Source organism: Catenibacterium sp. CAG:290, from assembly GCF_000437715.1.
GTDB lineage: Bacteria > Bacillota_I > Bacilli_A > Erysipelotrichales > Coprobacillaceae > Catenibacterium > Catenibacterium mitsuoka_A.
On record NZ_FR898781.1, the window covers coordinates 25985 to 49354 of the forward strand.

Annotated in this window: 23 protein-coding genes; 17 read left to right on the forward strand and 6 right to left on the reverse strand. The window is 34.2% G+C overall.

What is annotated here, in order from left to right:
* Nucleotide 1: 1 nt before the first annotated feature.
* Genes dnaG through QVO42_RS02655 form a run of 5 tightly spaced genes read left to right on the forward strand, consistent with a single transcriptional unit; the run spans nt 2 to nt 4948 of the window.
* Nucleotides 2–1768: a DNA primase gene (gene dnaG / locus QVO42_RS02635; protein WP_022424634.1), complete on the forward strand. Its 1767-nt coding sequence runs from the start codon at nt 2–4 to the stop codon at nt 1766–1768.
* Between the two features lie 2 nt (nt 1769–1770).
* Nucleotides 1771–3027, forward strand: a complete 1257-nt coding sequence (gene rpoD / locus QVO42_RS02640) for an RNA polymerase sigma factor RpoD (RefSeq protein WP_022424635.1) — start codon at nt 1771–1773, stop codon at nt 3025–3027.
* Nucleotides 3027–3698, forward strand: coding sequence for a tRNA (adenine(22)-N(1))-methyltransferase (locus QVO42_RS02645; RefSeq protein ID WP_022424636.1), 672 nt, complete (start codon nt 3027–3029; stop codon nt 3696–3698). Before rpoD ends, QVO42_RS02645 begins: the two co-directional genes overlap by 1 nt.
* 46 nt (nt 3699–3744) lie before the next feature.
* Nucleotides 3745–4488, forward strand: a complete 744-nt coding sequence (locus tag QVO42_RS02650) for a Nif3-like dinuclear metal center hexameric protein (protein WP_022424637.1) — start codon at nt 3745–3747, stop codon at nt 4486–4488.
* Nucleotide 4489: 1 nt separating this feature from the next.
* Nucleotides 4490–4948: an NUDIX hydrolase gene (locus QVO42_RS02655; RefSeq protein ID WP_022424638.1), complete on the forward strand. Its 459-nt coding sequence runs from the start codon at nt 4490–4492 to the stop codon at nt 4946–4948.
* A 13-nt stretch (nt 4949–4961) separates the two neighbouring features.
* Here the strand turns inward: QVO42_RS02655 and QVO42_RS02660 are convergent, their stop codons facing one another.
* The gene (locus QVO42_RS02660; protein WP_022424639.1) at nt 4962–5813 is read right to left on the reverse strand and encodes a Cof-type HAD-IIB family hydrolase; all 852 of its coding nucleotides are present in this window, start codon (nt 5811–5813) and stop codon (nt 4962–4964) included.
* An 8-nt stretch (nt 5814–5821) separates the two neighbouring features.
* A complete protein-coding gene (locus tag QVO42_RS02665) occupies nt 5822–6733 on the reverse strand; it encodes a 4-hydroxy-3-methylbut-2-enyl diphosphate reductase (protein ID WP_022424640.1) in 912 nt (303 codons plus the stop codon).
* Nucleotides 6734–6831: 98 nt separating this feature from the next.
* Between QVO42_RS02665 and QVO42_RS02670 the strand changes: the two genes are divergently transcribed.
* The 3 genes from QVO42_RS02670 (at nt 6832) to QVO42_RS02680 (ending at nt 10977) form a co-directional block, all read left to right on the forward strand.
* Nucleotides 6832–8205 (forward strand): DEAD/DEAH box helicase, encoded by a 1374-nt coding sequence (locus tag QVO42_RS02670; protein WP_022424641.1) that lies wholly within the window; start codon nt 6832–6834, stop codon nt 8203–8205.
* Nucleotides 8202–9074, forward strand: coding sequence for a deoxyribonuclease IV (locus QVO42_RS02675; protein ID WP_022424642.1), 873 nt, complete (start codon nt 8202–8204; stop codon nt 9072–9074). Before QVO42_RS02670 ends, QVO42_RS02675 begins: the two co-directional genes overlap by 4 nt.
* A gap of 649 nt (nt 9075–9723) precedes the next feature.
* Nucleotides 9724–10977, forward strand: coding sequence for an RNA-binding domain-containing protein (locus tag QVO42_RS02680; protein WP_022424643.1), 1254 nt, complete (start codon nt 9724–9726; stop codon nt 10975–10977).
* A gap of 37 nt (nt 10978–11014) precedes the next feature.
* Here the strand turns inward: QVO42_RS02680 and ispG are convergent, their stop codons facing one another.
* Nucleotides 11015–12082 (reverse strand): flavodoxin-dependent (E)-4-hydroxy-3-methylbut-2-enyl-diphosphate synthase, encoded by a 1068-nt coding sequence (gene ispG, locus QVO42_RS02685; RefSeq protein WP_022424644.1) that lies wholly within the window; start codon nt 12080–12082, stop codon nt 11015–11017.
* A 112-nt stretch (nt 12083–12194) separates the two neighbouring features.
* Nucleotides 12195–12458, reverse strand: coding sequence for a 30S ribosomal protein S20 (gene rpsT, locus QVO42_RS02690; protein WP_022424645.1), 264 nt, complete (start codon nt 12456–12458; stop codon nt 12195–12197).
* 144 nt (nt 12459–12602) lie between these two features.
* On the opposite strand from rpsT, the gene fmt reads away from it, so the two are divergent.
* Genes fmt through QVO42_RS02710 form a run of 4 tightly spaced genes read left to right on the forward strand, consistent with a single transcriptional unit; the run spans nt 12603 to nt 16393 of the window.
* On the forward strand, nt 12603–13553 hold the full coding sequence (fmt, locus tag QVO42_RS02695) for a methionyl-tRNA formyltransferase (protein ID WP_022424646.1): 951 nt from the start codon (nt 12603–12605) through the stop codon (nt 13551–13553).
* Between the two features lie 9 nt (nt 13554–13562).
* Nucleotides 13563–14864 (forward strand): pyrimidine-nucleoside phosphorylase, encoded by a 1302-nt coding sequence (locus QVO42_RS02700; RefSeq protein ID WP_022424647.1) that lies wholly within the window; start codon nt 13563–13565, stop codon nt 14862–14864.
* A gap of 3 nt (nt 14865–14867) precedes the next feature.
* Entirely contained in the window at nt 14868–15710 is an 843-nt protein-coding gene (locus QVO42_RS02705) for a Cof-type HAD-IIB family hydrolase (protein WP_022424648.1), read from the forward strand.
* A gap of 11 nt (nt 15711–15721) precedes the next feature.
* Nucleotides 15722–16393, forward strand: coding sequence for a TIGR00266 family protein (locus tag QVO42_RS02710; protein WP_022424649.1), 672 nt, complete (start codon nt 15722–15724; stop codon nt 16391–16393).
* 24 nt (nt 16394–16417) lie between these two features.
* On the opposite strand, the gene QVO42_RS02715 is transcribed toward QVO42_RS02710, so the two are convergent.
* Complete coding sequence (locus QVO42_RS02715) at nt 16418–17008, reverse strand: sugar O-acetyltransferase (protein WP_022424650.1); 591 nt, start codon at nt 17006–17008, stop codon at nt 16418–16420.
* A 138-nt stretch (nt 17009–17146) separates the two neighbouring features.
* Between QVO42_RS02715 and pyrB the strand changes: the two genes are divergently transcribed.
* The 5 genes from pyrB to QVO42_RS02740 all read left to right on the forward strand — a co-directional run bounded on the left by pyrB (nt 17147) and on the right by QVO42_RS02740 (nt 22675).
* Nucleotides 17147–18082 (forward strand): aspartate carbamoyltransferase, encoded by a 936-nt coding sequence (gene pyrB, locus QVO42_RS02720; RefSeq protein WP_022424651.1) that lies wholly within the window; start codon nt 17147–17149, stop codon nt 18080–18082.
* The gene (locus QVO42_RS02725) at nt 18079–18504 is read left to right on the forward strand and encodes an aspartate carbamoyltransferase regulatory subunit (RefSeq protein ID WP_022424652.1); all 426 of its coding nucleotides are present in this window, start codon (nt 18079–18081) and stop codon (nt 18502–18504) included. Before pyrB ends, QVO42_RS02725 begins: the two co-directional genes overlap by 4 nt.
* 95 nt (nt 18505–18599) lie before the next feature.
* A complete protein-coding gene (locus tag QVO42_RS02730; RefSeq protein WP_022424653.1) occupies nt 18600–19028 on the forward strand; it encodes a MarR family winged helix-turn-helix transcriptional regulator in 429 nt (142 codons plus the stop codon).
* A gap of 13 nt (nt 19029–19041) precedes the next feature.
* Nucleotides 19042–20793 (forward strand): ABC transporter ATP-binding protein, encoded by a 1752-nt coding sequence (locus tag QVO42_RS02735; RefSeq protein ID WP_022424654.1) that lies wholly within the window; start codon nt 19042–19044, stop codon nt 20791–20793.
* The gene (locus tag QVO42_RS02740; RefSeq protein ID WP_022424655.1) at nt 20783–22675 is read left to right on the forward strand and encodes an ABC transporter ATP-binding protein; all 1893 of its coding nucleotides are present in this window, start codon (nt 20783–20785) and stop codon (nt 22673–22675) included. The genes QVO42_RS02735 and QVO42_RS02740 overlap by 11 nt, the downstream gene beginning before the upstream one ends.
* Nucleotides 22676–22686: 11 nt before the next feature.
* On the opposite strand, the gene QVO42_RS02745 is transcribed toward QVO42_RS02740, so the two are convergent.
* Nucleotides 22687–23106, reverse strand: a complete 420-nt coding sequence (locus QVO42_RS02745; protein WP_022424656.1) for a hypothetical protein — start codon at nt 23104–23106, stop codon at nt 22687–22689.
* Between the last annotated feature and the right edge of the window lie 264 nt (nt 23107–23370).

A 23370-nucleotide genomic window follows, 5' to 3' on the forward strand; every position in this document is an offset into this window, starting at 1 on the left:
GATGGCAAGATTATCACAGGAAAAGATTGATGAAATCAGACAAAGCGTAGATATCGTTGATGTGATGGGCCAGTACCTTGAACTTCATAAAAAAGGCAAGAACTATATGGCTATCTGTCCTTTCCATGATGATAATCATCCATCTTTATCTATTTCACAATCGAGACAGATTTATAAATGTTTTGTATGCGGCAACGGAGGGAATGTTTTCACATTCATTCAGGAATATTTAAAGGTTCCTTTTGTAGAAGCCGTTATGAAAGTGGCAGAATTTGGACATGTAGATATGTCCGGCTATTCACTAGAAAAGCGTGTTGTGAAAGTAGATGAGGCGCTTGCGCCTCTTTATGATATGCACGCTTTTGCCTTGAAGCTTTATATGTATTATCTCTATACACAATCAGGTAAACAGGCACTTGATTATTTACGTCATCGTGGTTTTGATGATGAACTCATTAAGATGTTTGGAATTGGGTATGCGCCAGATAAATCCATCTTACATGAACGTTTCCAGAAGGAAGGCTATACTGAAGTCGCTCAGGTGAAATCAGGATTAGTTTTAGAAAATGAACGTCATTATGATCGTTTCCATGATCGTGTGATGTTTCCTCTCCATGATGAATTTGGAAAGGTTGTAGGTTTTTCTGGAAGAGTCTATAAAGCACAGGATAAGAATTCTAAATATATGAACTCACCAGAGTCCGATATATTTATTAAAGGTAAAACACTTTATAATTACCATCGTGCGAAAGAAGCAGTCCGTCAGGCAGGCTTTGTATATATTAATGAAGGGTTCATGGATGTGATTGCGATGCATCGTGCTCATCATGATAACTGTATTGCTTTGATGGGTACAGCTCTTACTAAAGAACATTTAAGAATGTTGAAGCGTATGACACGTACAATTCATTTATGCTTAGATGGTGATATGGCAGGGCAGGCTGCCGCTATGAAATCCAGTGATTTACTTACAGCACAGGGCTTTGAAGTCAAGATTGTATTATTACCTGATGGAAGAGATCCAGATGAGATCTTATCAACAGAAGGTATAGAGGGTCTTGATGCTGTTTTAAAGGATACTTTAAGCCCTATTGATTTCATGATGGCCTTTGAATGTTCAAGACTTGATTTACGTAATTATGAAGATCGTAAAACCTTACTTATAAAGGCATGCGAGAAGATTGCGAAGATAGAAGATAGAATTGATCGTGGACACTATATTACGAAACTTTCATCATTGACTGATTTCCCTAAGGAAATCATTGAGGAACAACTTTTAAATAGTTCTGCAATTATTGAACATCGTGAACAGTTTTCTCAAAATCGTATTGAAACAATTCAGGACCAGCGTCCTATTCTAGATAAATATACTTTGGCAGAAAAGAATTTATTATTCTATATGTTGAATGACCGTCAGGTCAGTGATATTTATGAAGCAAAAGCAGGCTTTATGCACAATGATACATATCGTGCACTTGCTGCTTATATTAGAGACTATTATCGTACGCATCAAACAATGGATATTGCGAATCTGATTGATAAGATTGGGAGTTCTCATTCAAGCCTTGTGAATGCGTTGACAGATATTGCGGAGTGTTCACTTCCACTCCCTTATCAAAAAGAAGTGATTGATGATTATATTGCGAGAATTACAGAAAATACCAAGAATATTCGTGAACAGGAATTACAGGAACAGTTTAAGAATGTTCTTGCGCCTAGCGCAAAAGCTGAGATTCTCCAAAAGCTAATTGATTTAAAAAAGGAGTAGCTATGGCAAAAAAGGAAAAAGCAGTACAGGGTATTACTCTTGAAGAACTTGAAAAAATGCTGATTAGTGCCGCTAAGGCTAAAGGCAACCGTTTAACTCAGGATGACTTAGATGCTTTCCAGTCTAGATATGATTTAGATGATGAAGCATATGAAAACCTTATTGATGCAATCAATGAAAACCATATTGAAATTGAAGATGGTTTAGATGCATTAGAAATAGATGATGATGACTTCATGGCTGGAGGGGCAGATGATCTTGATGACCTTGAAGGCTTAGAAGTAGATACAGATGATGATTCAGGTGATGATGATATCGCTAATCTAGATTTCGGTAATGATCTAGATATGGACTTCGGTGATACAAATAAGATGTATAACCAGTCTGATGACGATGATGATATGAACCAGTTAGGTTCTAACGTTAAAATCAATGATCCTGTAAAGATGTACTTAAAGGAAATTGGTCGTGTAGACTTATTAACTCATGAACAGGAAATTGAACTTGCAAAACGTATTCTTGAAGGTGATGAACAGGCTAAGAAAGAACTTGCAGCTGCAAACTTAAGATTAGTTGTATCTATCGCTAAGAGATATGTAGGTCGTGGTATGTTATTCCTAGACTTAATTCAGGAAGGTAACATGGGTCTTATTAAGGCTGTAGAAAAGTTCGATTATACAAAAGGATTTAAGTTCTCTACATATGCAACATGGTGGATCAGACAGGCTATTACTCGTGCAATTGCCGATCAGGCACGTACTATCCGTATTCCAGTACATATGGTAGAAACTATCAACAAGTTAACTCGTATCCAGAGACAGCTTGTTCAAGAATTAGGTAGAGAACCAACAGCTGAAGAAATCGCAGAAAAGATGGATGGAATGACTCCTGCAAAGGTAAGAGAAATCCAGAAGATTTCTTTAGAACCAGTTTCTTTAGAAACACCTATCGGTGAAGAAGATGATTCTCATTTAGGTGACTTCATTGAAGATGAAGGTGCTATGAGCCCTGATGATTATGCATCTAACGAATTATTAAAAGATGAATTAAATGAAGTATTATTAGAACTTACAGATAGAGAAGAAAAAGTATTAAGACTTAGATTCGGTCTAGATGATGGACGTACAAGAACACTTGAAGAAGTAGGTAAAGAATTCAATGTTACTCGTGAACGTATCAGACAGATTGAAGCAAAAGCTTTAAGAAAATTAAAACATCCTTCACGCTCTAAACGTCTAAAGGATTTCTTAGATCACTAATGAAGCTTCATTCAAAACGTCTAAGCAAAGTTGCTTGGATGATTGAAGAACATAAACAAGGAACTATCCTGGCAGATATCGGCACTGATCATGCCTATCTGCCTTGTTTTTTACTTGATGAAAACATCATCACATCAGCTTATGCATGTGATGTAGCGGAAGGACCTCTCTCTAGTTCTAAAGAAACAATTCAGTCTTTACATCTTGAAGATCAAGTCATCCCATTACTTGGTAATGGATTAGACCCTATCATTGATAAGAAAGTAGATATGATCTCTATTTGTGGTATGGGTGGCTTATTGATGAGTGAAATATTAGATGCCCATCTTGACTATGTAGAAGATAAAATACTCTTCCTACAGGCAAATACAGCCATTGATTTATTAAGAGAATACTTAATGAATCATAACCTACAGATTATTGATGAAGCATTAGTCAAAGATGCTCATCATATTTATGAAATCATGGTTGTGAAAAAAGGCCATCAGGAATTAGATGAAAAAGATATTCTCTTTGGACCAGTCCTTAGAAAACAGAAGGATCCTCTCTTTATTGAGAAGTGGGAAAGAGAACTAAAGATTCAAAGACGTATATTGGATTCATTAAATACTGAACATGAAAAATATGCAAAGGTATTACATTCTATTGCCTTAATTGAAGAAGTACTCTAGGTACTTCTTTTTTGTGTTATAATGATTGAAACGGAAGGTGATATTTATGAAAGCAGAACAGATTATTAAAATCATGGAATCTCATTATCCTTTAAGCTGTCAAGAGGACTGGGATCATTGTGGATTACAGGCGGGTAATATTCATACTGAAGTGAATAAAATAATGATTGGTTTAGATGCAGACTTACAAACATTGCAGGAAGCCATTGATGCAGGATGTCAGATGTTGATTACCCATCATCCATTCTTATTCAATACATTGACTTTAGATACAACAACACCGGTAGGACGTTTTATTGAAAAAGCGATTAAACATAATATTGTTGTCTATAGTGCGCATACATCTTTAGATAAGATTTCTATGAATAGATGGTTAATGGAAGCATTAGGATGTTTAAATATTGAAGACGCCGATGAATCTAATATTACTAAGAAGGGTGTACTCCCAGATACAATGGGTATGTATGAATTCTTAGACTATGTAAAGAAAGCTTTTAATATTCCATCAGTCAATTATGCAGGTAAAGTGAAAGAAGTCTCTACAGTAGGAATCTGTGGTGGTTCTGGAGGAGATTTAATAGATGAAGTCGCTCCACAGGTAGATGCTTATATCACAGGTGATTTGAAATATCATAGTGGTTTAAAAGCATCAGATTATAATATTCTTTTAGTAGATGTAGGGCATCATGTAGAAGTCATTATGGTACATAAATTAAAAGAATTATTAGAAAAAGAAATAGATTGTGAAATCGTAGAAGCCACTTCTCCAGGTTATTTTAAGGGGTATTAAGATGATTCTGACTACAATTGCCTATTTAAAGAAAGATGGGAAAACATTACTTCTTCATCGTATAAAAAAGAAGAAAGATATCAATGAAGGTAAATGGATTGGTGTAGGTGGTAAATTAGAACCAGGTGAATCACCCGATGAATGTGTAAAAAGAGAAATACTAGAAGAAACAGGTTATACAGTACATTCTATTCAATGTCATGGTTATGTTACATTTCCAGGTCTTTATTATGGTGAAGATGAAGGTATGTTTGTCTATTCTTGTCATGACTTTGAAGGGACATTAAAAGAATGTGATGAAGGTGTTCTTGAATGGGTGGATGATGATTTGATTCCTGATTATCCACAATGGGAAGCAGATTATCATTTCTTAAACTGGATGGAAGATGATTATTATCACCATGCTAAGGTTGTTTATAAGAATGATGAACTTATAGAATATAAAGAAGAAATATATTAAAAAGGAGCGCGGATTAGATTAATCCGTGCTCCTTCATATTTTTATAAATACCATCATTCGCAATATCATCACATACCTCATCAGCAATAGCCTTTAAACCTTCTTTCGCATTACCGACTGCAACACCATGAGCTACAAATGTCAACATCTCTGCATCATTCATGCCATCACCATAAGCATATGTATCCTTTTGATCAATACCTAAATGGTTAATAAGTGCTTCAATGGCAGTATGCTTATTCACACCTGCTACAGATAATTCACCTGAAGCATCACCAAATGCAGGAACAGTACATTCAATCACTTGGAATGCATCACTAAACTGCTTTCTAATTTCATCAAATGGAATAGATTCATGTTCTAAGAAACAAATCTTATTCACATCGTTTCTATACATATTCTCATTTTCAATCAGCGCAGTTATAAAATGACTTGGTTCCTCTTCCTTCTTTCTTCTTGCTTCAGGATCATTTTCTAGATCACCATAGATGATGCTTTCTAGTCTTTTAATGAGGTTCTTAGAGGCAAATAAACCACCATTAGACTCTAAATAATAGTCATAATGATTTGTTTCAAAGAAGTCTACAACACGATGAACATCTTCATCACTGACCTTCTTATGATACAACATTTCATCACCCATCTGTACAAATCCGCCGCCAGCACCAATGATGCCATCAAATCCTACATCTAGAATATAAGGATAGATTTCTGCAAGAGAACGTCCTGTACAAAGGTAACATAAATTTCCTTTTTTACGCGTCTCGTGCACTGCCTGAATAGTTGATTCAGGAATACATTCCTTTACAGGTCTCACATCTACTAAAGTCCCATCTACATCAAAAAATATAATCTTCTTACTCATATATTCTCCTATAACATCTTTTCATAAGGTATTTCAGGTTTAATAAAACTATCTGGATTGTTTTCATCATACTGTTTCAAGAAATCAATAATCTGATTAGTCAATACAGTAGGTGTAGAAGCTCCAGAACTTACTCCTACATGCTTCTTTCCTTTAAGCCATGATAAGTCTAACTCTTCAAGACTTCCAATCATCTTAGTATCTTTATGTGCTTTCTCCATACTAATAGAAGCCAGCTTCTTTGTATTATTAGAATGAGGATCACCTACAATAATGACTAGATCAATATCTTCATCCATCTTCGCAATGGCTTCCTGTCTAATCTGTGTAGCTGAACATGTTTCCTTCATGATCTCTACATCTAATATTTTTTTTGCATACTCACATAAATCATAAACATCATAAAGGGACATAGTTGTCTGGTTAGTCATCACATAATGTTTATCTTTATCTAGTGTCTCTAAATCTTTCTTAGATGTAATTAAATGAATATGTTCAGGATCAATCAATAATGCACCTTCAGCTTCAGGATGATTCTTTTTACCTATATATAAAACATCCTTCCCACGCTTTAACTGTTCTTTAATAAGTGTATGTGTCTTAATAACATCTAAACATGTTGCATCCACTACATTGAGTCCTTTACTCTTTGCCTTCTCAATGACACAATCTCCTGCACCATGTGCTGTAATAATGACTGTACCTTCATTAATTTCATCAAGAAGTTCCATTCTTGTCTTACTTGCATCCTCAATTGTGATGGCACCTCGTTTCTTTAATGCATCCACAATAAATTGATTATGGACAATCATACCAAGTACTGTAATAGGACCTGGCTGTTCTATTGTCTCTTTTACTATATTAATAGCACGAATAACACCCTTACAATATCCTCTAGGGACAATTCCTGTAACCTTCATATTCTTCACCTCAAAAACAATTCTAACATAAGTGAGATTAGATTTGTTTTTTTTTAAAATCATGGTATGATAATAGACGCTAAAGGAGGCGAATTATAATGGATTTATTTGATAAATTTCAATTTAATGATTATGTAAAAAAGACTTTAAACAAAATACATTTCACATCACCAACACCTATCCAGGATGAGGTGATCCCCCTTGTTTATAAGAATAAAGATATTATTGGTATTTCACAGACAGGTACTGGTAAAACTCATTCATTCTTAATTCCTATTATTGATCGTATTGATACAAGTGCAGATTATGTACAGGCAGTTATAACAACACCTACTAGAGAACTTGCACATCAGATCTATGAAAACGCAAAGGAATTCAAGAAAGAAAACCCTGATTTAAGAATCTCACTTGTGATTGGTGGTTCTGATAAACAGAAGGCTATTAATAAGCTTTCTACACAGCCACATATCGTTATTGGTACACCAGGACGTATTAAAGACTTATCTTTAAATGAACAGGCTTTAATTATCACTACAGCAACTACATTTGTAGTGGATGAAGCCGATATGACTTTAGAATATGGTTATCTTGAAGATTTAGATGCAGTCTTATCTAAGATGAGAGAAGATTTACAGATGCTTGTATTCTCAGCAACTATTTCTGAACATTTATGGCCATTCTTAAGAAAATATATGAATGCGCCAGAATTAGTACAGATTGATGCCCATAAGAAAACAACAGACAATACAAAACATTACTTGATTCATACAAAGCATCATGATCGTTATACAGTATTAAAGAATATCATGGATATCATTGATCCATATATCTGCTTAATCTTCTGTAATAAGAGAACAGAAGCCACTAAGCTATCTGATCAGTTAAGAAGCGATGGTTATCGTGTCGGTGAAATTCATGGTGACTTAGAACCACGTGAACGTAAACAGATGATGAGACGTATCAATAATAATGAATATCAGTACATTGTCGCTACAGATATTGCGGCTAGAGGTATTGATATTGATGGTGTATCTCATGTTATTAATATGGAATTCCCAACAGAAAGAGACTTCTATATTCATCGATCTGGTAGATGTGGTCGTGGTAAGTATAAGGGTGAATGTTATTCTATGTATGATTCATCTAATCAGCAGATGGTTGAATCACTTGAAAAGAAGGGTATTCACTTTGAAGTAAAAGAAATCCGTAACGGTGTATTAACGGATGCCAAGGCACGTAATAAGCGTAAGAATAGAAATGCGCCACAGTCTGAATTAGAAAAAGAAATTCAGCGTATTATTAAGAGACCTAAGAAGGTTAAACCTGGTTATAAGAAGAAGAGAAAGAGAGAAATCCAGGCTATTTACCAGAAGAAGAAGAGAGATATTATTCGTAGAGATATTCAGAAACAGAAAAAAGAACGTGCTAAACAGGCACAAAGAGAAAAACGTGAAAGGGAGAATATGCAGTGATTATAGGTTCACATGTCTCAATGGGTGGTAAGGAAATGCTTCTAGGAAGTGTAAAAGAAGCATTAAGTTATAACGCCAATACATTCATGTTTTATACAGGTGCGCCTCAAAATACGAGACGTAAACCTGTTTCTGAATTACGTGTAGAAGAAGCTAAAGAATTAATGAAAGAAAAGGGATTAGACATGGACAAGGTTGTTGTTCATGCCCCTTATATCATTAATTTAGGAAATACAATCAAGCCGGAAACAAGAGAACTTGCTGTATCATTCTTACGTCAAGAAATTGAAAGATGTGATGAAATTGGTGCTTCAAGACTTGTTCTTCATCCAGGTGCCCATGTTAAAGCAGGGGATGAAGCAGGATTAGATGCCATCGTATCTGGCTTAAATGAAGCAATGAAGCCAGAACAGAAGGTACATATTGCCTTAGAAACAATGGCAGGTAAAGGCACTGAACTAGGTAGAACATTTGATCAGTTAGCTTATATTATTGATCATTGTGATTATCCTGAATTATTAGGTTTATGTTTAGACACATGTCATTTAAATGATGCAGGTTATGATATTTCTGATTTTGATGCAATTCTTGATGAAGTCGATGAAAAGATCGGTTTAGATAAGGTATTAGTTGTTCATGTCAATGACTCTAAGAATCCACAAGGTTCTCATAAAGATAGACATGAGAATATTGGTTTTGGGACAATCGGTTTTGATACATTGGACTCTATTGTATCTAATGAACGTTTAAAAGATGTTCCTAAGATTCTAGAAACACCTTATATTGAAAAGAATGCACCTTATAAAGAAGAGATTGAAATGTTGAAGAAGCATGAATTCAACCCAGATCTAAAAGAAATGTTTGAATAAGCAGCTATGGCTGCTTATTTTTTTACGTTCACTATTAGGTGAAAATCAATACATGATTTGGTCGAAAAGTGCGTAAATAGCCTATTTTTTTAGTTTTCGATTGAAATAATTTGGACGTAAAACTTTTCGATTGAATTTACGATTGTTTTTGATGTGTATTGTTGAATAATTCAGCTATATTATTACCCTGTCATGTAACAAGCGAGTTATTAATTTTGATAAAAATCCAACAAAGAGGGTGTTTTAAAATTTACGATTGAAAATATCGCGGACGAAAAAGTTTTCGATTGAATCTTCGATTGTTTTTACGCGTATTTTTGCTTGAATAAGCTCTATGTATGTATCTAATGAGTGTTTGATATTGTAAAAAATACTGTTATATACTTTGTAATTTTTGTTATGTTTTAAAGCATGAACGAAAATTGAATCGATTGAAATTACGTTCGTTTTTAATTTTATTTATGAGAAATGGAATGTATTCTGAGATTGATATTCGTATAATTAAGTGTATTATTCGCTCGAAAATCATACAAAAAGGGTGTTTTTTCTGATTTACGATTGAAATAATTTGGACGAAAAAGTTTTCGATTGAATTTACGCTCATTTTTAATTATACTTAAAGTAGTAGAATAGGAAAGGAGATAATAATATGCGTGAAACAAGAAATCTAGAGTTTAAAGAAACAATCACAAGTACTTTCTTGAAAACAGTTAGTGCTTTTTCAAATTATGATGGTGGAACAATCTTGTTTGGAATTGACGATGATGGCAATATTAAAGGTTTATCAGATCTAATCAAATCATGTTTAGATATTGAAAACAAAATCAATGATACTATTTCTCCACAACCAGATTATGTACTTGAACCAAATGAAGTAAACAAGACTATAAAACTTATTGTGAAAAGTGGATTACAGAAACCATATTTATATAAATCAAAAGCATACAAGCGTAATGATTCTGCGACTATAGAAGTGGATACATTAGAGTTCTCAAGACTTGTATTAGAAGGTAAAAATATTAGCTTTGAGGAATTACCATGTAAAGACCAAAATCTTACTTTTCATTTTCTTGAAGAACAATTAGAAAAAACTGTTCAAATCAGTTCGTTTAATCTTGATACATTAAAAACTCTTAATCTCTATGACAATAATAATGGATATAATAACGCGGCTGGTTTACTAGCGGATAATAATGAATTCCCTGGAGTTGATATTATAAAATTTGGAGAAAATATCAGTGTTATTCAGAAAAGAATTACATTTGATCATATGTCTATTCTAGAAGTCTATAAGAAAACACTTGAGGTATTTAGAGATTATTATAGATATGAAGTGATAGAAGGACCTGAAAGAAAGAATGTAGAAAAGATACCAGAAGCAGCTTTTAGAGAAGCTATTGCGAATGCTCTTATTCACAGGGTGTGGGATGTGAATTCTCATATTAGAATATCTATGTTTGATAATCATATCGATATAGTGTCTCCAGGTGGATTGCCTTCGGGGATTTCTGAAGAAGAGTATTTGAATGGTAAAATATCTGTTTTAAGAAATAGAAATCTTGCGAATGTATTCTATCGATTAGGCTTTGTAGAAATATTTGGGACAGGTATTACACGAATCAAACAATTATATGAAAGTAGTTTTGTGAAACCTCGTTTTGAAGTATCAGAAAATACTATAAAGATTGAATTGCCTGTTTTTGAAGATATTTCTGATTTAACAGATGATGAGCATCTTATTTTAAAAGCATTAAGTAAAACAGTCCTAAAATCTATTAGTGAAATAGTACCAAGTACACCTTTTGGTAAATCAAAAGTATCTTCTCTATTAAAAATATTAGAGAAAAAGGGAGTTATACTGATTCAAGGAAAAGGTAGATCCACAAAATATATAATAAAATAGAAAACCTAACGTAACGTAAAAAAGCGAGTTTTATTAATTACTCGCTTTTTTCTTCAACCATCTTTAAAATTTCATCTTTAAGTGTCTGAACCATATCTTCCTGTTTAACACGTTTTACAATCTCACCATGCTTAATAAGAAGACCTTCACCAACACCACCTGCAATACCAATATCTGCATGACGTGCTTCTCCTGGACCATTTACTGCACAACCCATAATTGCGACAGTAATATCGAGATGAATATCCTTTAAGAAATCTTCCATCTCTTTAGCAATAGGAATCAAATCATACTGAATACGACCGCAAGTAGGACATGATACAAGGGTAGGAACACCCTTTAATAAACCTAATTCCTTTAATAGAATCTTAGCAACCTTAATTTCTTCTACAGGATCATCACTTAAAGACACTCTAATAGTATTTCCAATACCTTCATATAATAATGTACCAATACCTAAAGCAGACTTAATAGTGCCTCCTAAGGCAGTACCTGCTTCAGTGACACCTACATGTAAAGGGTAAGGAAATGTTTTAGATGCTAATTCATACGCTTTAATAGTCAACATTGTATTAGAAGACTTTAATGAAATAACGATATCATGGAAATCTAGATCCTCTAGAATCTTTACATGCTTCATTGCAGATTCAACCATACCTTCAGGTGTAGGTTCTCCATATTTCTCTAGAATATCTTTTTCTAAAGAACCACCATTAACCCCAATTCTAATAGGGATATGCTTCTCTTTGCATGCATCTACAACTGCTTTTACCTTTTCGATAGAACCAATATTACCAGGATTAATACGTACCTTATCAATACCAGATTCTATGGCGATAAGAGCGAGCTTATAATCAAAATGAATATCAGCCACTAAAGGAATATGAATCCCTTTCTTGATCTCTTTAATTGCATAAGCATCCTCTTTATCAAATACAGCTACTCTTACAAGTTCGCAGCCGGCCTGTTCTAACGCATTAATCTGTTTAATAGTTGCTTCTACATTCTTAGTCTTTGTATTACACATAGACTGAATCACTACATGATTATTATCACCGATAGTTAAATTGCCTACCTGTACACTTCTTGTTTCTTCTCTTAACATATTTCTATACCTCGCACTTATATTTTAAGAAACTTACACCCTAAATGCAAGGCATAAGAAAACATCCAGCAAAATGCTGGATGTTTATGTTTCATATAGAAAACTCTATCAATTATCCGATTGAGTTAATTTTCTTCTGAAGTCTTGCTTTCTGTCTGCTAGCATAGTTCTTGTGATGGATATGCTTAGTTACAGATGCATCTAACTGTCTTGTGCAATCGCTAAATTCCTTAGTAGCAACTTCTTTGTCACCAGCTTCTACAGCGTTTAATACTTTCTTGATTGAAGTCTTTAAAGCGCTCTTTACTGCGTTGTTTGCTAATCTTTTTTCATTATCGTTTTTATAACGTTTAATCTGCTGTTTCATGTTTGCCATAATAATCTCACCTCGTTCTATAGTTTGCTGAACTATAATACCAAAAATGCTAGATGATTGCAATAGTTTTTTTGGTTTTTCCTGTGTGGTAGCACTTATAAAATGAGTATGTTATAATAAAAAAGACAATACAGGAGGAATTTTATGAGTGAAAAAATAGTTTTTATGGGAACTGCATCTTTTTCATTAAAAGTACTGCAGATGTTACTAGAAAATAAATATGATGTTGTGGGTGTTGTTACTCAGCCAGATCGTTATGTAGGAAGAAAGAAAGTACTCACTATGAGTGATGTGAAACAGGAAGCATTAAAACATGATATTCCTGTATTACAGCCGGAACGTATTAGAAATGATTATCAGGCAGTCTTAGATCTAAAGCCTGATTTAATTATTACTGCAGCTTATGGACAGATTGTCCCAACTGCTGTATTAGAAGCACCACGTTTAGGTTGTGTGAATGTACATGCGTCTTTATTACCACTTTATCGTGGTGGAGCACCAGTGCATCGCGCTATTATTGATGGTCGCAAAGAAACAGGTGTGACTATTATGTATATGGCAGAAAAGATGGATGCAGGTGATATTATCTCTCAAAAATCCACACCAATTACAGATGATGATAACTTAGAAATTGTATATGATCGTTTAACTGATATTGGTGCTGAATTATTAAAGGATACATTACCATCTATCTTTGATGAAACAAATGATAGAATTCCACAGAATCCTGATGAAGTTGTTTATGCACCTATTATTAAGAGAGAAGATGAGAGACTTGATTGGAATAAGACAGCAAGAGAAATCTTTAATCATGTAAGAGGCTTATATCCTCATCCGGGTACATTTACAACTTATAATGGACAGGTTGTAAAAATCTATAAGGGTGAAATTCATAACTGCCCTAATGCTAAGGAACATCATAAAGATGAAAAGAATGGTACTATCGTTAAGATCTTTAAGGATGCAATCGGTGTAAAGGTAGAAGATGGTGTATTTATTATTACAGAGATACAGCTTTCTGGTAAGAAACGTATGTCTGTAAGGGATTATTTAAATGGTAAGAATATATTCGAGGTAGGAACTCAGTTTGAGTAGGTGACATTTATGAGAATGGTAGATCTTATTGAAAAGAAAAAAGATAATGTAGTATTAACTGATGAAGAAATTCATGAATTAATCCAGGGATATACAAAAGGTGATATTCCTGATTATCAGATGAGTGCTTTCTTGATGGCTGTTGTCTTTAATGGATTAACAGATCACGAAACAGCCCAGCTGACTTTAGAAATGATGCATAGTGGTGATGTGATTGATTTAAGTGGTATTCACGGTATTAAAGTAGATAAGCATTCTACTGGTGGTGTTGGTGATAAGACATCTTTAGTATTAGGTCCAATGGTCGCTGCATGTGGTGTACCAGTCGCTAAGATGAGTGGTAGGGGACTTGGACATACAGGTGGAACTCTAGATAAGATGGAGTCTATTCCAGGACTTAATATTTATGTCAATGAAGAAGATTTTATTAAACAGGTGAATGATATTCATTTAGCTATTATTGGTCAGACAGCGTCTCTTGATCCTGCAGATAAGAAGATGTATGCATTAAGAGATGTCACTGGAACTGTTCAGTCTATTCCTTTGATTGCTTCTTCTATTATGAGTAAGAAGTTAGCTGCAGGCAGTGATGCAATTTTACTTGATGTCAAATATGGTGATGGTGCTTTTATGAAAAACTTGGAGGATGCGAAGAAGCTTGCTCGTACAATGATCACAATTGGTCAGCATCTTCATAAGGATACAAGAGCCACTATTTCTAATATGTCCCAGCCTTTGGGCTATGCAATTGGTAATTCATTAGAAGTAAAAGAAGCAATTGCAACACTTAATGGCAATGGTCCTGAGGATTTATTAGAATTATGTTTAACTGCAGGAAGTACAATGTTGATAATGGCACAAAAGGCAGAAACAGTGACTGAAGCTAGAAAGATGCTAGAAGACGCCATTTCTTCTAAAAAAGCATTACATGCTTTAGAAGCAATGGTAAAAGCACAGGGTGGAGACAGCGATTATATTCTTTATCCTGAAAAGTTTACAATGGCTGAACATATATTTGATGTTTATGCACCTGAAACAGGATATATTGAAGATCTAGAGGCATTAACTCTTGGACTAGTATCAATGCGTCTAGGTGGAGGAAGAGAAACAGTCACAGATGAAATTGATCATAGCGTTGGTTTAATTCTACATAAGAAGATTGGTGATTATGTAGAACAGGGAGAACCATTAGTGACTGTTCATGATAATGGTAAATGGACACAAGAAAGAAAAGAAGAATTATTAAGTGCATTCCATTTTAGTAAAGAAAAGGTAGAAAAACCTATATTGATTGATGAGATTATGGAGTAGTATATGAGTAAATTTTTATTTTTTGATATTGATGGTACATTAGTAGGAAAATCAAGACATATAACAGAAAAAACTAAAGAAGCGATTCAAGCAGCAAAGAATGCAGGAAATAAAGTATTCTTATGTACAGGTAGAGCACCTACTTCTATTGTAGGTGATGTTAAAGCATTACCTATTGATGGTATTGTGGCAAGTGCAGGAGGATTTGTCCAGGTAGATGGAAAGTATATCTTTAAGAACTACATGGATCAATATACTTTTTCAGAAATGATGACACTTTTTGTGAATCATGGTATCTTATTCTGTCTAGAAACTGAACATGCTATTTATCAGACACCAGGTGTGAATGAATTCTTTGACAAGAGACACAATAAGGAATTTGGGGATAATGTAGAATTACAGAGATTCTTTGAATTAAAACGTCAGGAAGAAAATCGTATTCCTGTCTCTCAGTTTGACTTAGAAAAGACAGGTGTCACTAAGATTGGTTTTATTGCCCCTGATCCGATCGCTTTTTATGATTGTGTAAAGTATATTGCACCAATGTTTAATATTGTGACATTCTCTAAATATGAAGATGATTTCATTAATGGTGAAATCATCTTAAAGAACTGTACAAAAGCAGATGGTGTGAGACGTGTTGTAGATTATTATCATGGAGATATGAAGGATACAATCGGTTTTGGAGATTCTATGAATGATTTCCAAATGATTGATGCATGTGAAATTGGTGTCGTTGCAGAGAATGCGCCTGATAAATTAAAAGCTATTGGAACATGCTTTTTCAAGGACCCAGATGCTGATGGTTTAGCAGATGCAATTTATGAATTAAAATTAGATCAGTAGGAGAAAATTATATGAAGTATGAAATTAAAGGAAAACCACTTCCTGTCGCAATACTTCATCTAGATCAAGGTGAATCTATTTTGACAGATAGTGGCGCAATGGTATGGATGAAACCAGCCTTAACTATGGATACTGTATCAGGTGGTATGAAATCTCTATTTGGCCGTGCTTTTTCAGGAGAAACACTTTTCTTGAATAAGTATACAGCAACCGAGCCGAGCATGATTGCCTTAGGATCTTCTTTTCCTGGTGACATACTTGTGTATGATGTGAGCCAGGGAGATATTATTGTTCAGAAGTCTTCTTATCTTGCAAGTGAAGAAACAGTAAAAAGAGAAATCTCTTTTTCTAAAAAAGGTACAATAGGATTTTTTGGTGGCGAAGGGTTCATCATGAATAGATATTTTGGCTCAGGTTTACTATTTATTGAGATAGATGGTACAGCTATAGAATATGACTTAAATCCTGGTGAAGAGATGGTTGTGAATACAGGTAATCTTGTCGCAATGAGTTCATCTTGTCATATTGATGTTGTTTCTGTAAAAGGTATAAAGAATAAGTTCCTAGGAGGAGAAGGATTCTTTAATACAGTAGTCAAGGGACCAGGTCATGTCATTGTACAGACAATGCCTATTTCTACATTGGCTGAAAGCTTATCTGGTTTTATGCCTCAAAATGACTAAAAAGGATGTCAGTGACATCCTTTTTTAATAATGATTCCAATTTGTTTGTTCGTCTTTATCAGTTATTTCTCTTATCACATGGCATGGATTACCTACGGCTACACTGTTGCTAGGAATATCCTTTACAACAACACTGCCTCCACCAATGACAACATTATTTCCAATAGTGACTCCAGGCATTACTTGAACACCTGCACCAATCCAGACATTATTTCCCACCGTAATAGGATAAGCAAATTCAAGTCCTTGATTTCTACGTTTTGTATCAATTGGATGTCCCGCAGTATAAAAACCACAGTTAGGTGCGATAAAGACATTATCTCCAAAAGTTACTGGAGCACAATCAATAATGACAGTATTATGATTCGCAAAGAAGTTTTTTCCTACTTTGATGTTGTAACCATAATCACACCAGAAAGATGCTAGAATCGATGCGGTATCATCTATTTGTCCAAGCAGTTCCTTTAATAGTTTCTTTTGATTCTCTACATCAGAAGGCATCATCTGATTAAATTTGAAACATAAGTCTTTTGCGATTGTTCTTTCTTTAAGTAGATCTTTATCGTGGTTGGCATTATACAACATTTCTTTCAACATTTTCTCTTTTTCAGTCATAATCTTTCTCCTTACCTATATCATAATAATATAGTTAATATATCAATTAAACGTTTTTATTAGAAAAAACTGTTTAAATAGAGGGGCTGTGATATAATAGATAGGAATTAAAACAAGTTTATAAAGAAGGAGCTCACCATGAAAAAATTCATTATTGATCCAATGGACTTATCTGTTGAAGAAATTGATGATTTAATCGCACTCGCAAACGATATCATCAAAGACCGTACACGTTATCAGGACGTATGTGCACATAAGATTCTTGCAACACTATTCTTCGAACCTAGTACACGTACAAGACTATCTTTTGAAAGTGCTATGTTATCACTTGGAGGAAAGGTATTAGGATTCCCAACTGCAAACGTATCTAGTGCTTCTAAGGGAGAAACAGTATCAGATACAATTCATGTAGTTAGCGGCTATTGTGATATTATCGCAATGCGTCATCCAAAGGAAGGTGCTCCAGTTGTGGCTTCATCAACATGCACTGTACCTTTAATTAATGCAGGTGATGGAGGACATAATCACCCTACTCAGACATTAACTGACTTATTAACTATTCAGAGAGAAAAAGGCACTTTAAAGAACCTTACAGTAGGTTTCTGTGGTGACTTGAAGTTTGGACGTACAGTTCATTCATTATTAAAAGCAATGTCACGTTATGAAGGTACTAAGTTTGTATTTATCTCTCCAGATGAATTAAAACTTCCTGAATACTTAAAAGAAGACATTCTTGATCCAATGGGTATTGAATATAAAGAAGTACGTAGCATGGAAGAAGTTATGCCAGAATTAGATATTCTTTATATGACAAGAGTACAGCAGGAACGTTTCTTCAATGAACAGGATTATATCCGTTTAAGAGATACTTACATCTTAGATGAAGAAAAATTACAGGCTGCAAAGAAAGATATGATTATTATGCATCCACTTCCACGTGTCAATGAAATCAAGACTGAAGTCGATGCAGATCCAAGAGCTGCTTATTTCAGACAGGCTCATAATGGACGTTTTATCCGTATGGCATTGATCTTAAGCTTATTAGGATTACAGAATGAGGTGGAAAGATTATGAGAATAGACAGTATTAAAAATGGTATTGTGATTGACCATATTGCAGCTGGTAAAGCAAAAGAAGTATATGATGCTCTTGATCTAGGTAAGTTAGATTGTCAGGTTGCAATCATCATGAATTGCCGTTCTAATAAGATGGGTAAGAAAGACATCATCAAGATTGATAACGATTTTGATGTTGATTTAGATGTATTAGGTTATATTGATCCTAATATTACCGTATCTATTATTAAGAATGGTGAAACAGTAGAAAAGAAGAAATTACAGCTTCCTGAAAAAATCATTAATGTGGCTAAATGTAAGAACCCAAGATGTATTACATCTGTAGAAAAAGATTTAGATCAGGTGTTCTATCTAGCAAATAGAGAAAAACGTATCTATAGATGTTATTATTGTGAATCTAAGGCTGAGAAGAAGGACTAAGTCCTTCTTTTTTCATAATTTGATATTTAATAGTATGCTATTGACATTGAATCGAAAGTGTACTATCATTCTAATGCGCAGAAGGAGGTAAACTGATGAGAGAAAGTGAAGCAGTAAGCTATATTAAGCATATTAATGACTGTTTAAAGAAGCGTGCGAATAATTCTTTAAGAAAAGAAGGATTAACTTTAATGCAGTCCCATGTTTTATTGAAATTACAGGACGCACCTGATCAGAGAATGACCTTTAAGGAGATTGAGAAGGATTTACATGTAGCTCAATCAACAACTGCGGGACTTCTAGGAAGACTTCAAGAAAAGAATCTGATTGATTGTTGTGATGATCCGAAGGATAAGCGAATTAAAATTGCCTGTTTATCACAAAAAGGTGAAAGCCATTGTGCACAAGTAAGACATAATATAGCGCAGGCAAATCGTTTAATGGTGAGTGGGTTAACACAGGAAGAAATTGATACTTTAGCTGATCTTCTTAGTAAAGTCTATTCAAATCTAGAAAATGAATGAAAGGGGAAAAAATATGAATATAATTCGTGTGCTTAAGAAAAGTATTCGTGAATACAAGAGAGATTCAATTTTGACACCTGTTCTTGTGGCTTTTGAAGCATTAGTAGAATGTATTATTCCATTAATGGTCGCAAATTTAGTCAATAGAATGCAGAATGGTTGTGATCTCTCTGTTATTATGAGATATGGTGTGATACTTATTATCATGGCCTGTTTCTCACTCCTATTTGGGGCTCTTGCAGGTATTAAAGCAGCCAATGCTTCAGCTGGTTTTGGTAAGAATTTACGTAAAGACTTGTTTGTTGCAGTTCAGAACTTCTCATTTGAAAACATTGACCGTTTTAGTGCATCTTCACTTGTAACTCGTATGACAACTGATGTCACTAACGTTCAGATGGCTTATATGATGATTATTCGTACAGTTGTACGTGCTCCACTTATGTTGATCTTCTCATTGGTCATGGGATTTATTATGGGTGGTCGACTTGCGTTGATCTTCTTATTTACTATTCCAGTACTTGGTATTGGTTTAGGACTTGTTATTAAGAAGACAATGCCTTTATTTAGAAAAGTATTTAAGAAATACGATAACTTAAATAATTCAGTACAGGAAAATATCAACGGTATTAGAGTTGTAAAATCATTTGTACGTGAAGACTTTGAAAAGAAGAAATTCAATGAAGCTGCAGAAGATGTTTGTGGTGATTTCACAAGAGCTGAAAAGATTCTTGCCTTAAATAACCCAATGATGCAGTTCTGTCTTTATGTTGTAATGATCTTCGTACTTACTTTTGGTTCTTATTTAGTTGTTAATTTTGGTGGAGCTATTATTCAGGTTGGACAGTTATCTTCATTACTTACTTATAGTTTCCAAATTCTTATGAGCTTGATGATGTTATCAATGATCTTTGTAATGGTGACTATCTCTATTGAATCATGTGAACGTATTGTTGCTGTATTAGAAGAAAAACGTACTATTTCTAATCCAAAAAATCCTATTTATGAAGTAAATGATGGTTCTATTGATTTTGATAATGTATCATTTAAATATTCTAAGCGTGCTGATCGTTATGCTCTTGAAAATATTAATCTACATATTAAATCAGGACAGACTATTGGTGTTCTAGGAGGAACAGGTTCTTCTAAAACATCACTTGTTAACCTTATTTCACGTCTATATGATGTGACTGAAGGTGAAGTTAAAGTCGGTGGTGTAAATGTAAAAGACTATGACTTAGTCACTTTAAGAGATGCAGTCTCTGTTGTATTACAGAAGAATGTCTTATTCTCTGGCTCTATTAAAGAAAACTTACGCTGGGGTAATAAAGATGCCACAGACGAAGAAATAGAAGAAGCATGTCATCTTGCATGTGCAGATGAATTTATTGAACAGTTCCCAGATAAATATGATACACATATTGAACAGGGTGGTACAAATGTGTCTGGTGGTCAGAAACAGAGATTATGTATTGCTCGTGCATTACTTAAGAAACCAAAAATATTAATTCTTGATGATTCTACAAGTGCTGTAGATACTAAAACAGATGCTATTATTAGAGCGGGATTTAAGAAGTTTATTCCTGAAACTACAAAAATCATCATTGCACAAAGAGTTTCAAGTGTACAGGATGCAGATCAGATTATTATCATGAATAATGGTTCTGTTGAAGCAATCGGTACTCATGATGAACTTCTTGCATCAAATCCAATTTATCAAGAAGTATACTATTCACAAAACAAGGGAGGTGAGCAGGATGAAAAATAATCGTGGTAATAAGAAGAACACATTTACACGTCTCATTAAAACACTCTTTGAATTCTATCCTGTTCTTCTACCTATTATTATTGCATTAATTCTTTTTAACTCAGTCGTCAGCTCTATTCCATCTGTTTTTATGCAGAATATCATTGCTGTTATTGAAAAATACTGGCGTACAAAAGACTGGCTACATGCTAAGCCTGAAGTATTATCATTTGTAACTGTATTACTTATTCTTTACATTCTTTCATTAATTGCTTCATTTACATACAACCGTTTAATGGCTGTAGTTACTCAGGGTTCATTAATGAAATTCAGAGAAAAGATGTTTGCTAGAATGGAAAGTCTTCCAATCCGTTATTTTGATACAAATGCACATGGTGATATCATGTCTATTTATACAAATGATACAGATACATTAAGACAGCTTATTTCTCAGTCATTACCTGCATTGATGCAGACTTCTATTGTACTTCTAACAGTATTTTGCATCATGATCTACTATAGCTTCTGGTTAACAGGGGTTGTATTAATTGGCTGTGTTATCATGTTCTTTATTACTAAGAATTTTGGTTCTAAGAGTTCAAGATTCTTTATTAAACAGCAGCAGACTCTTGGTGCAACTGAAGGTTATATCGAAGAAATGATGAATGGGCAGAAGGTTATCAAAGTATTTAACCATGAAGAAGATGCAATCGAAGGGTTTGATAGAGTAAACAATGCTTGGTTTGAAGCATCTAAAAAAGCCAATACATTTGCGAATATCTTGATGCCTGTTCTTCATAACATGGGTAATATTCTTTATGTATTAATTGCCTTAACAGGAGGTGTTCTTCTTTATCTAAAGACACCAAATGTATCTTTATCTGGTATGGCACTTAATATTTCTATTGTTGTTCCATTCTTGAATATGACTAAGCAGTTCACTGGTCAGATTGGTCAGATTTCTCAGCAGATCAACTCTGTTGTTATGGGTCTAGCTGGGGCTAGTCGTATTTTTGGATTATTAGATGAAGAACCTGAATTTGATGAAGGTTATGTTACTTTAGTGAATGCTAAAGAAGAAAATGGTGAATTAGTAGAAACAACTGAACGTACTGAAATGTGGGCATGGAAGCATCCACATGAAGATGGTACTGTGACTTATACAAGACTTGAAGGCGATGTAGAAATGCATGATGTAGATTTCGCTTATAATCCTAATAAGATGATTCTTCATAACATCACATTATATGCAAAGCCTGGTCAGAAAGTAGCCTTTGTAGGGGCTACTGGTGCTGGTAAGACAACTATTACTAATCTTATTAACAGATTCTATGATATTGAAGATGGTAAGATCAGATATGATGGTATCAACATCAATAAGATCAAAAAGCCTGATTTAAGAAGATCACTTGGTATTATCTTACAGGATACAAACCTCTTTACTGGTACAGTTATGGATAATATCCGTTATGGTTATCTAGAAGCGACTGATGAACAATGTATTGAAGCTGCAAAGCTTGCTGGTGCTGATGATTTCATTACTCGTTTACCAGATGGTTATAACACAATGTTGACTGGTAATGGGGCAAGTTTATCACAAGGTCAGAGACAGCTTATTGCGATTGCAAGAGCTGCGGTGGCAGATCCACCTGTTATGATCATGGATGAAGCAACATCTTCTATTGATACACGTACAGAAGCGATTGTACAAAAGGGTATGGATGCTTTAATGAAGGGTCGTACTGTATTTGTTATTGCACATAGATTGTCTACTGTACAGAATTCAGATGTTATCATGGTATTAGATCATGGTCATATTATTGAACGTGGTTCTCATGAGGACTTAATTAAACAGAAAGGTCAGTATTATCAGTTATATACTGGAGCATTTGAACTAGAATAAAATGAGCATGCCTAGATGGCATGCTTTTTGATTACCTGAATAATATTATGAATGATTTGATGAGCATCTTCATGATAGTAAAGATACAATGAAGATGTCTTATTTGTAGGGGAAGAAGATAAGTACTTACAATAAGGACTCTGATTCATAAACTTCTGTAAGATGACATAACCTTCTTTCATACAGGCTTTTAAAAGTAATTGTTCTGTTTCTGTATCCATATTTTCATACTCTGTAGATGTATCATAGAGTAATGGAAGAGATTCTAAAGAAGTATCTTTATGATAATACTTGACGAGAGGGTATGTTTTTAACAAAAGAGAGGGGCCTTTTAGGGCATTATTTTCCATCATGATAATAAGATCCAGCTCTCTCTCATTAAACATTTGAATAAGCTCTATTCGTCTATAAGCACGATACTTTAATTCCATTTTACCTCATGTTTTTTATGGTTTTCTCTCCAAAATACAGTGAAAAACGGTTGAATTGCACCACCTATTTTGATTTGCCTGATTTCTTGGCACCGTTTTGGCACCGGAGAATACTCAAACCGATTCTCTTCTGTAGATACTAGATACTTCTCTACCAACTTTATATTGCACCGTAATTTTAAACTATTACAATCGAAACATGGGTGCTACCATAACGGTAGGCGGTTAGTCCTTCTCCAGAGGGACTGTGACCCTCTGATTACA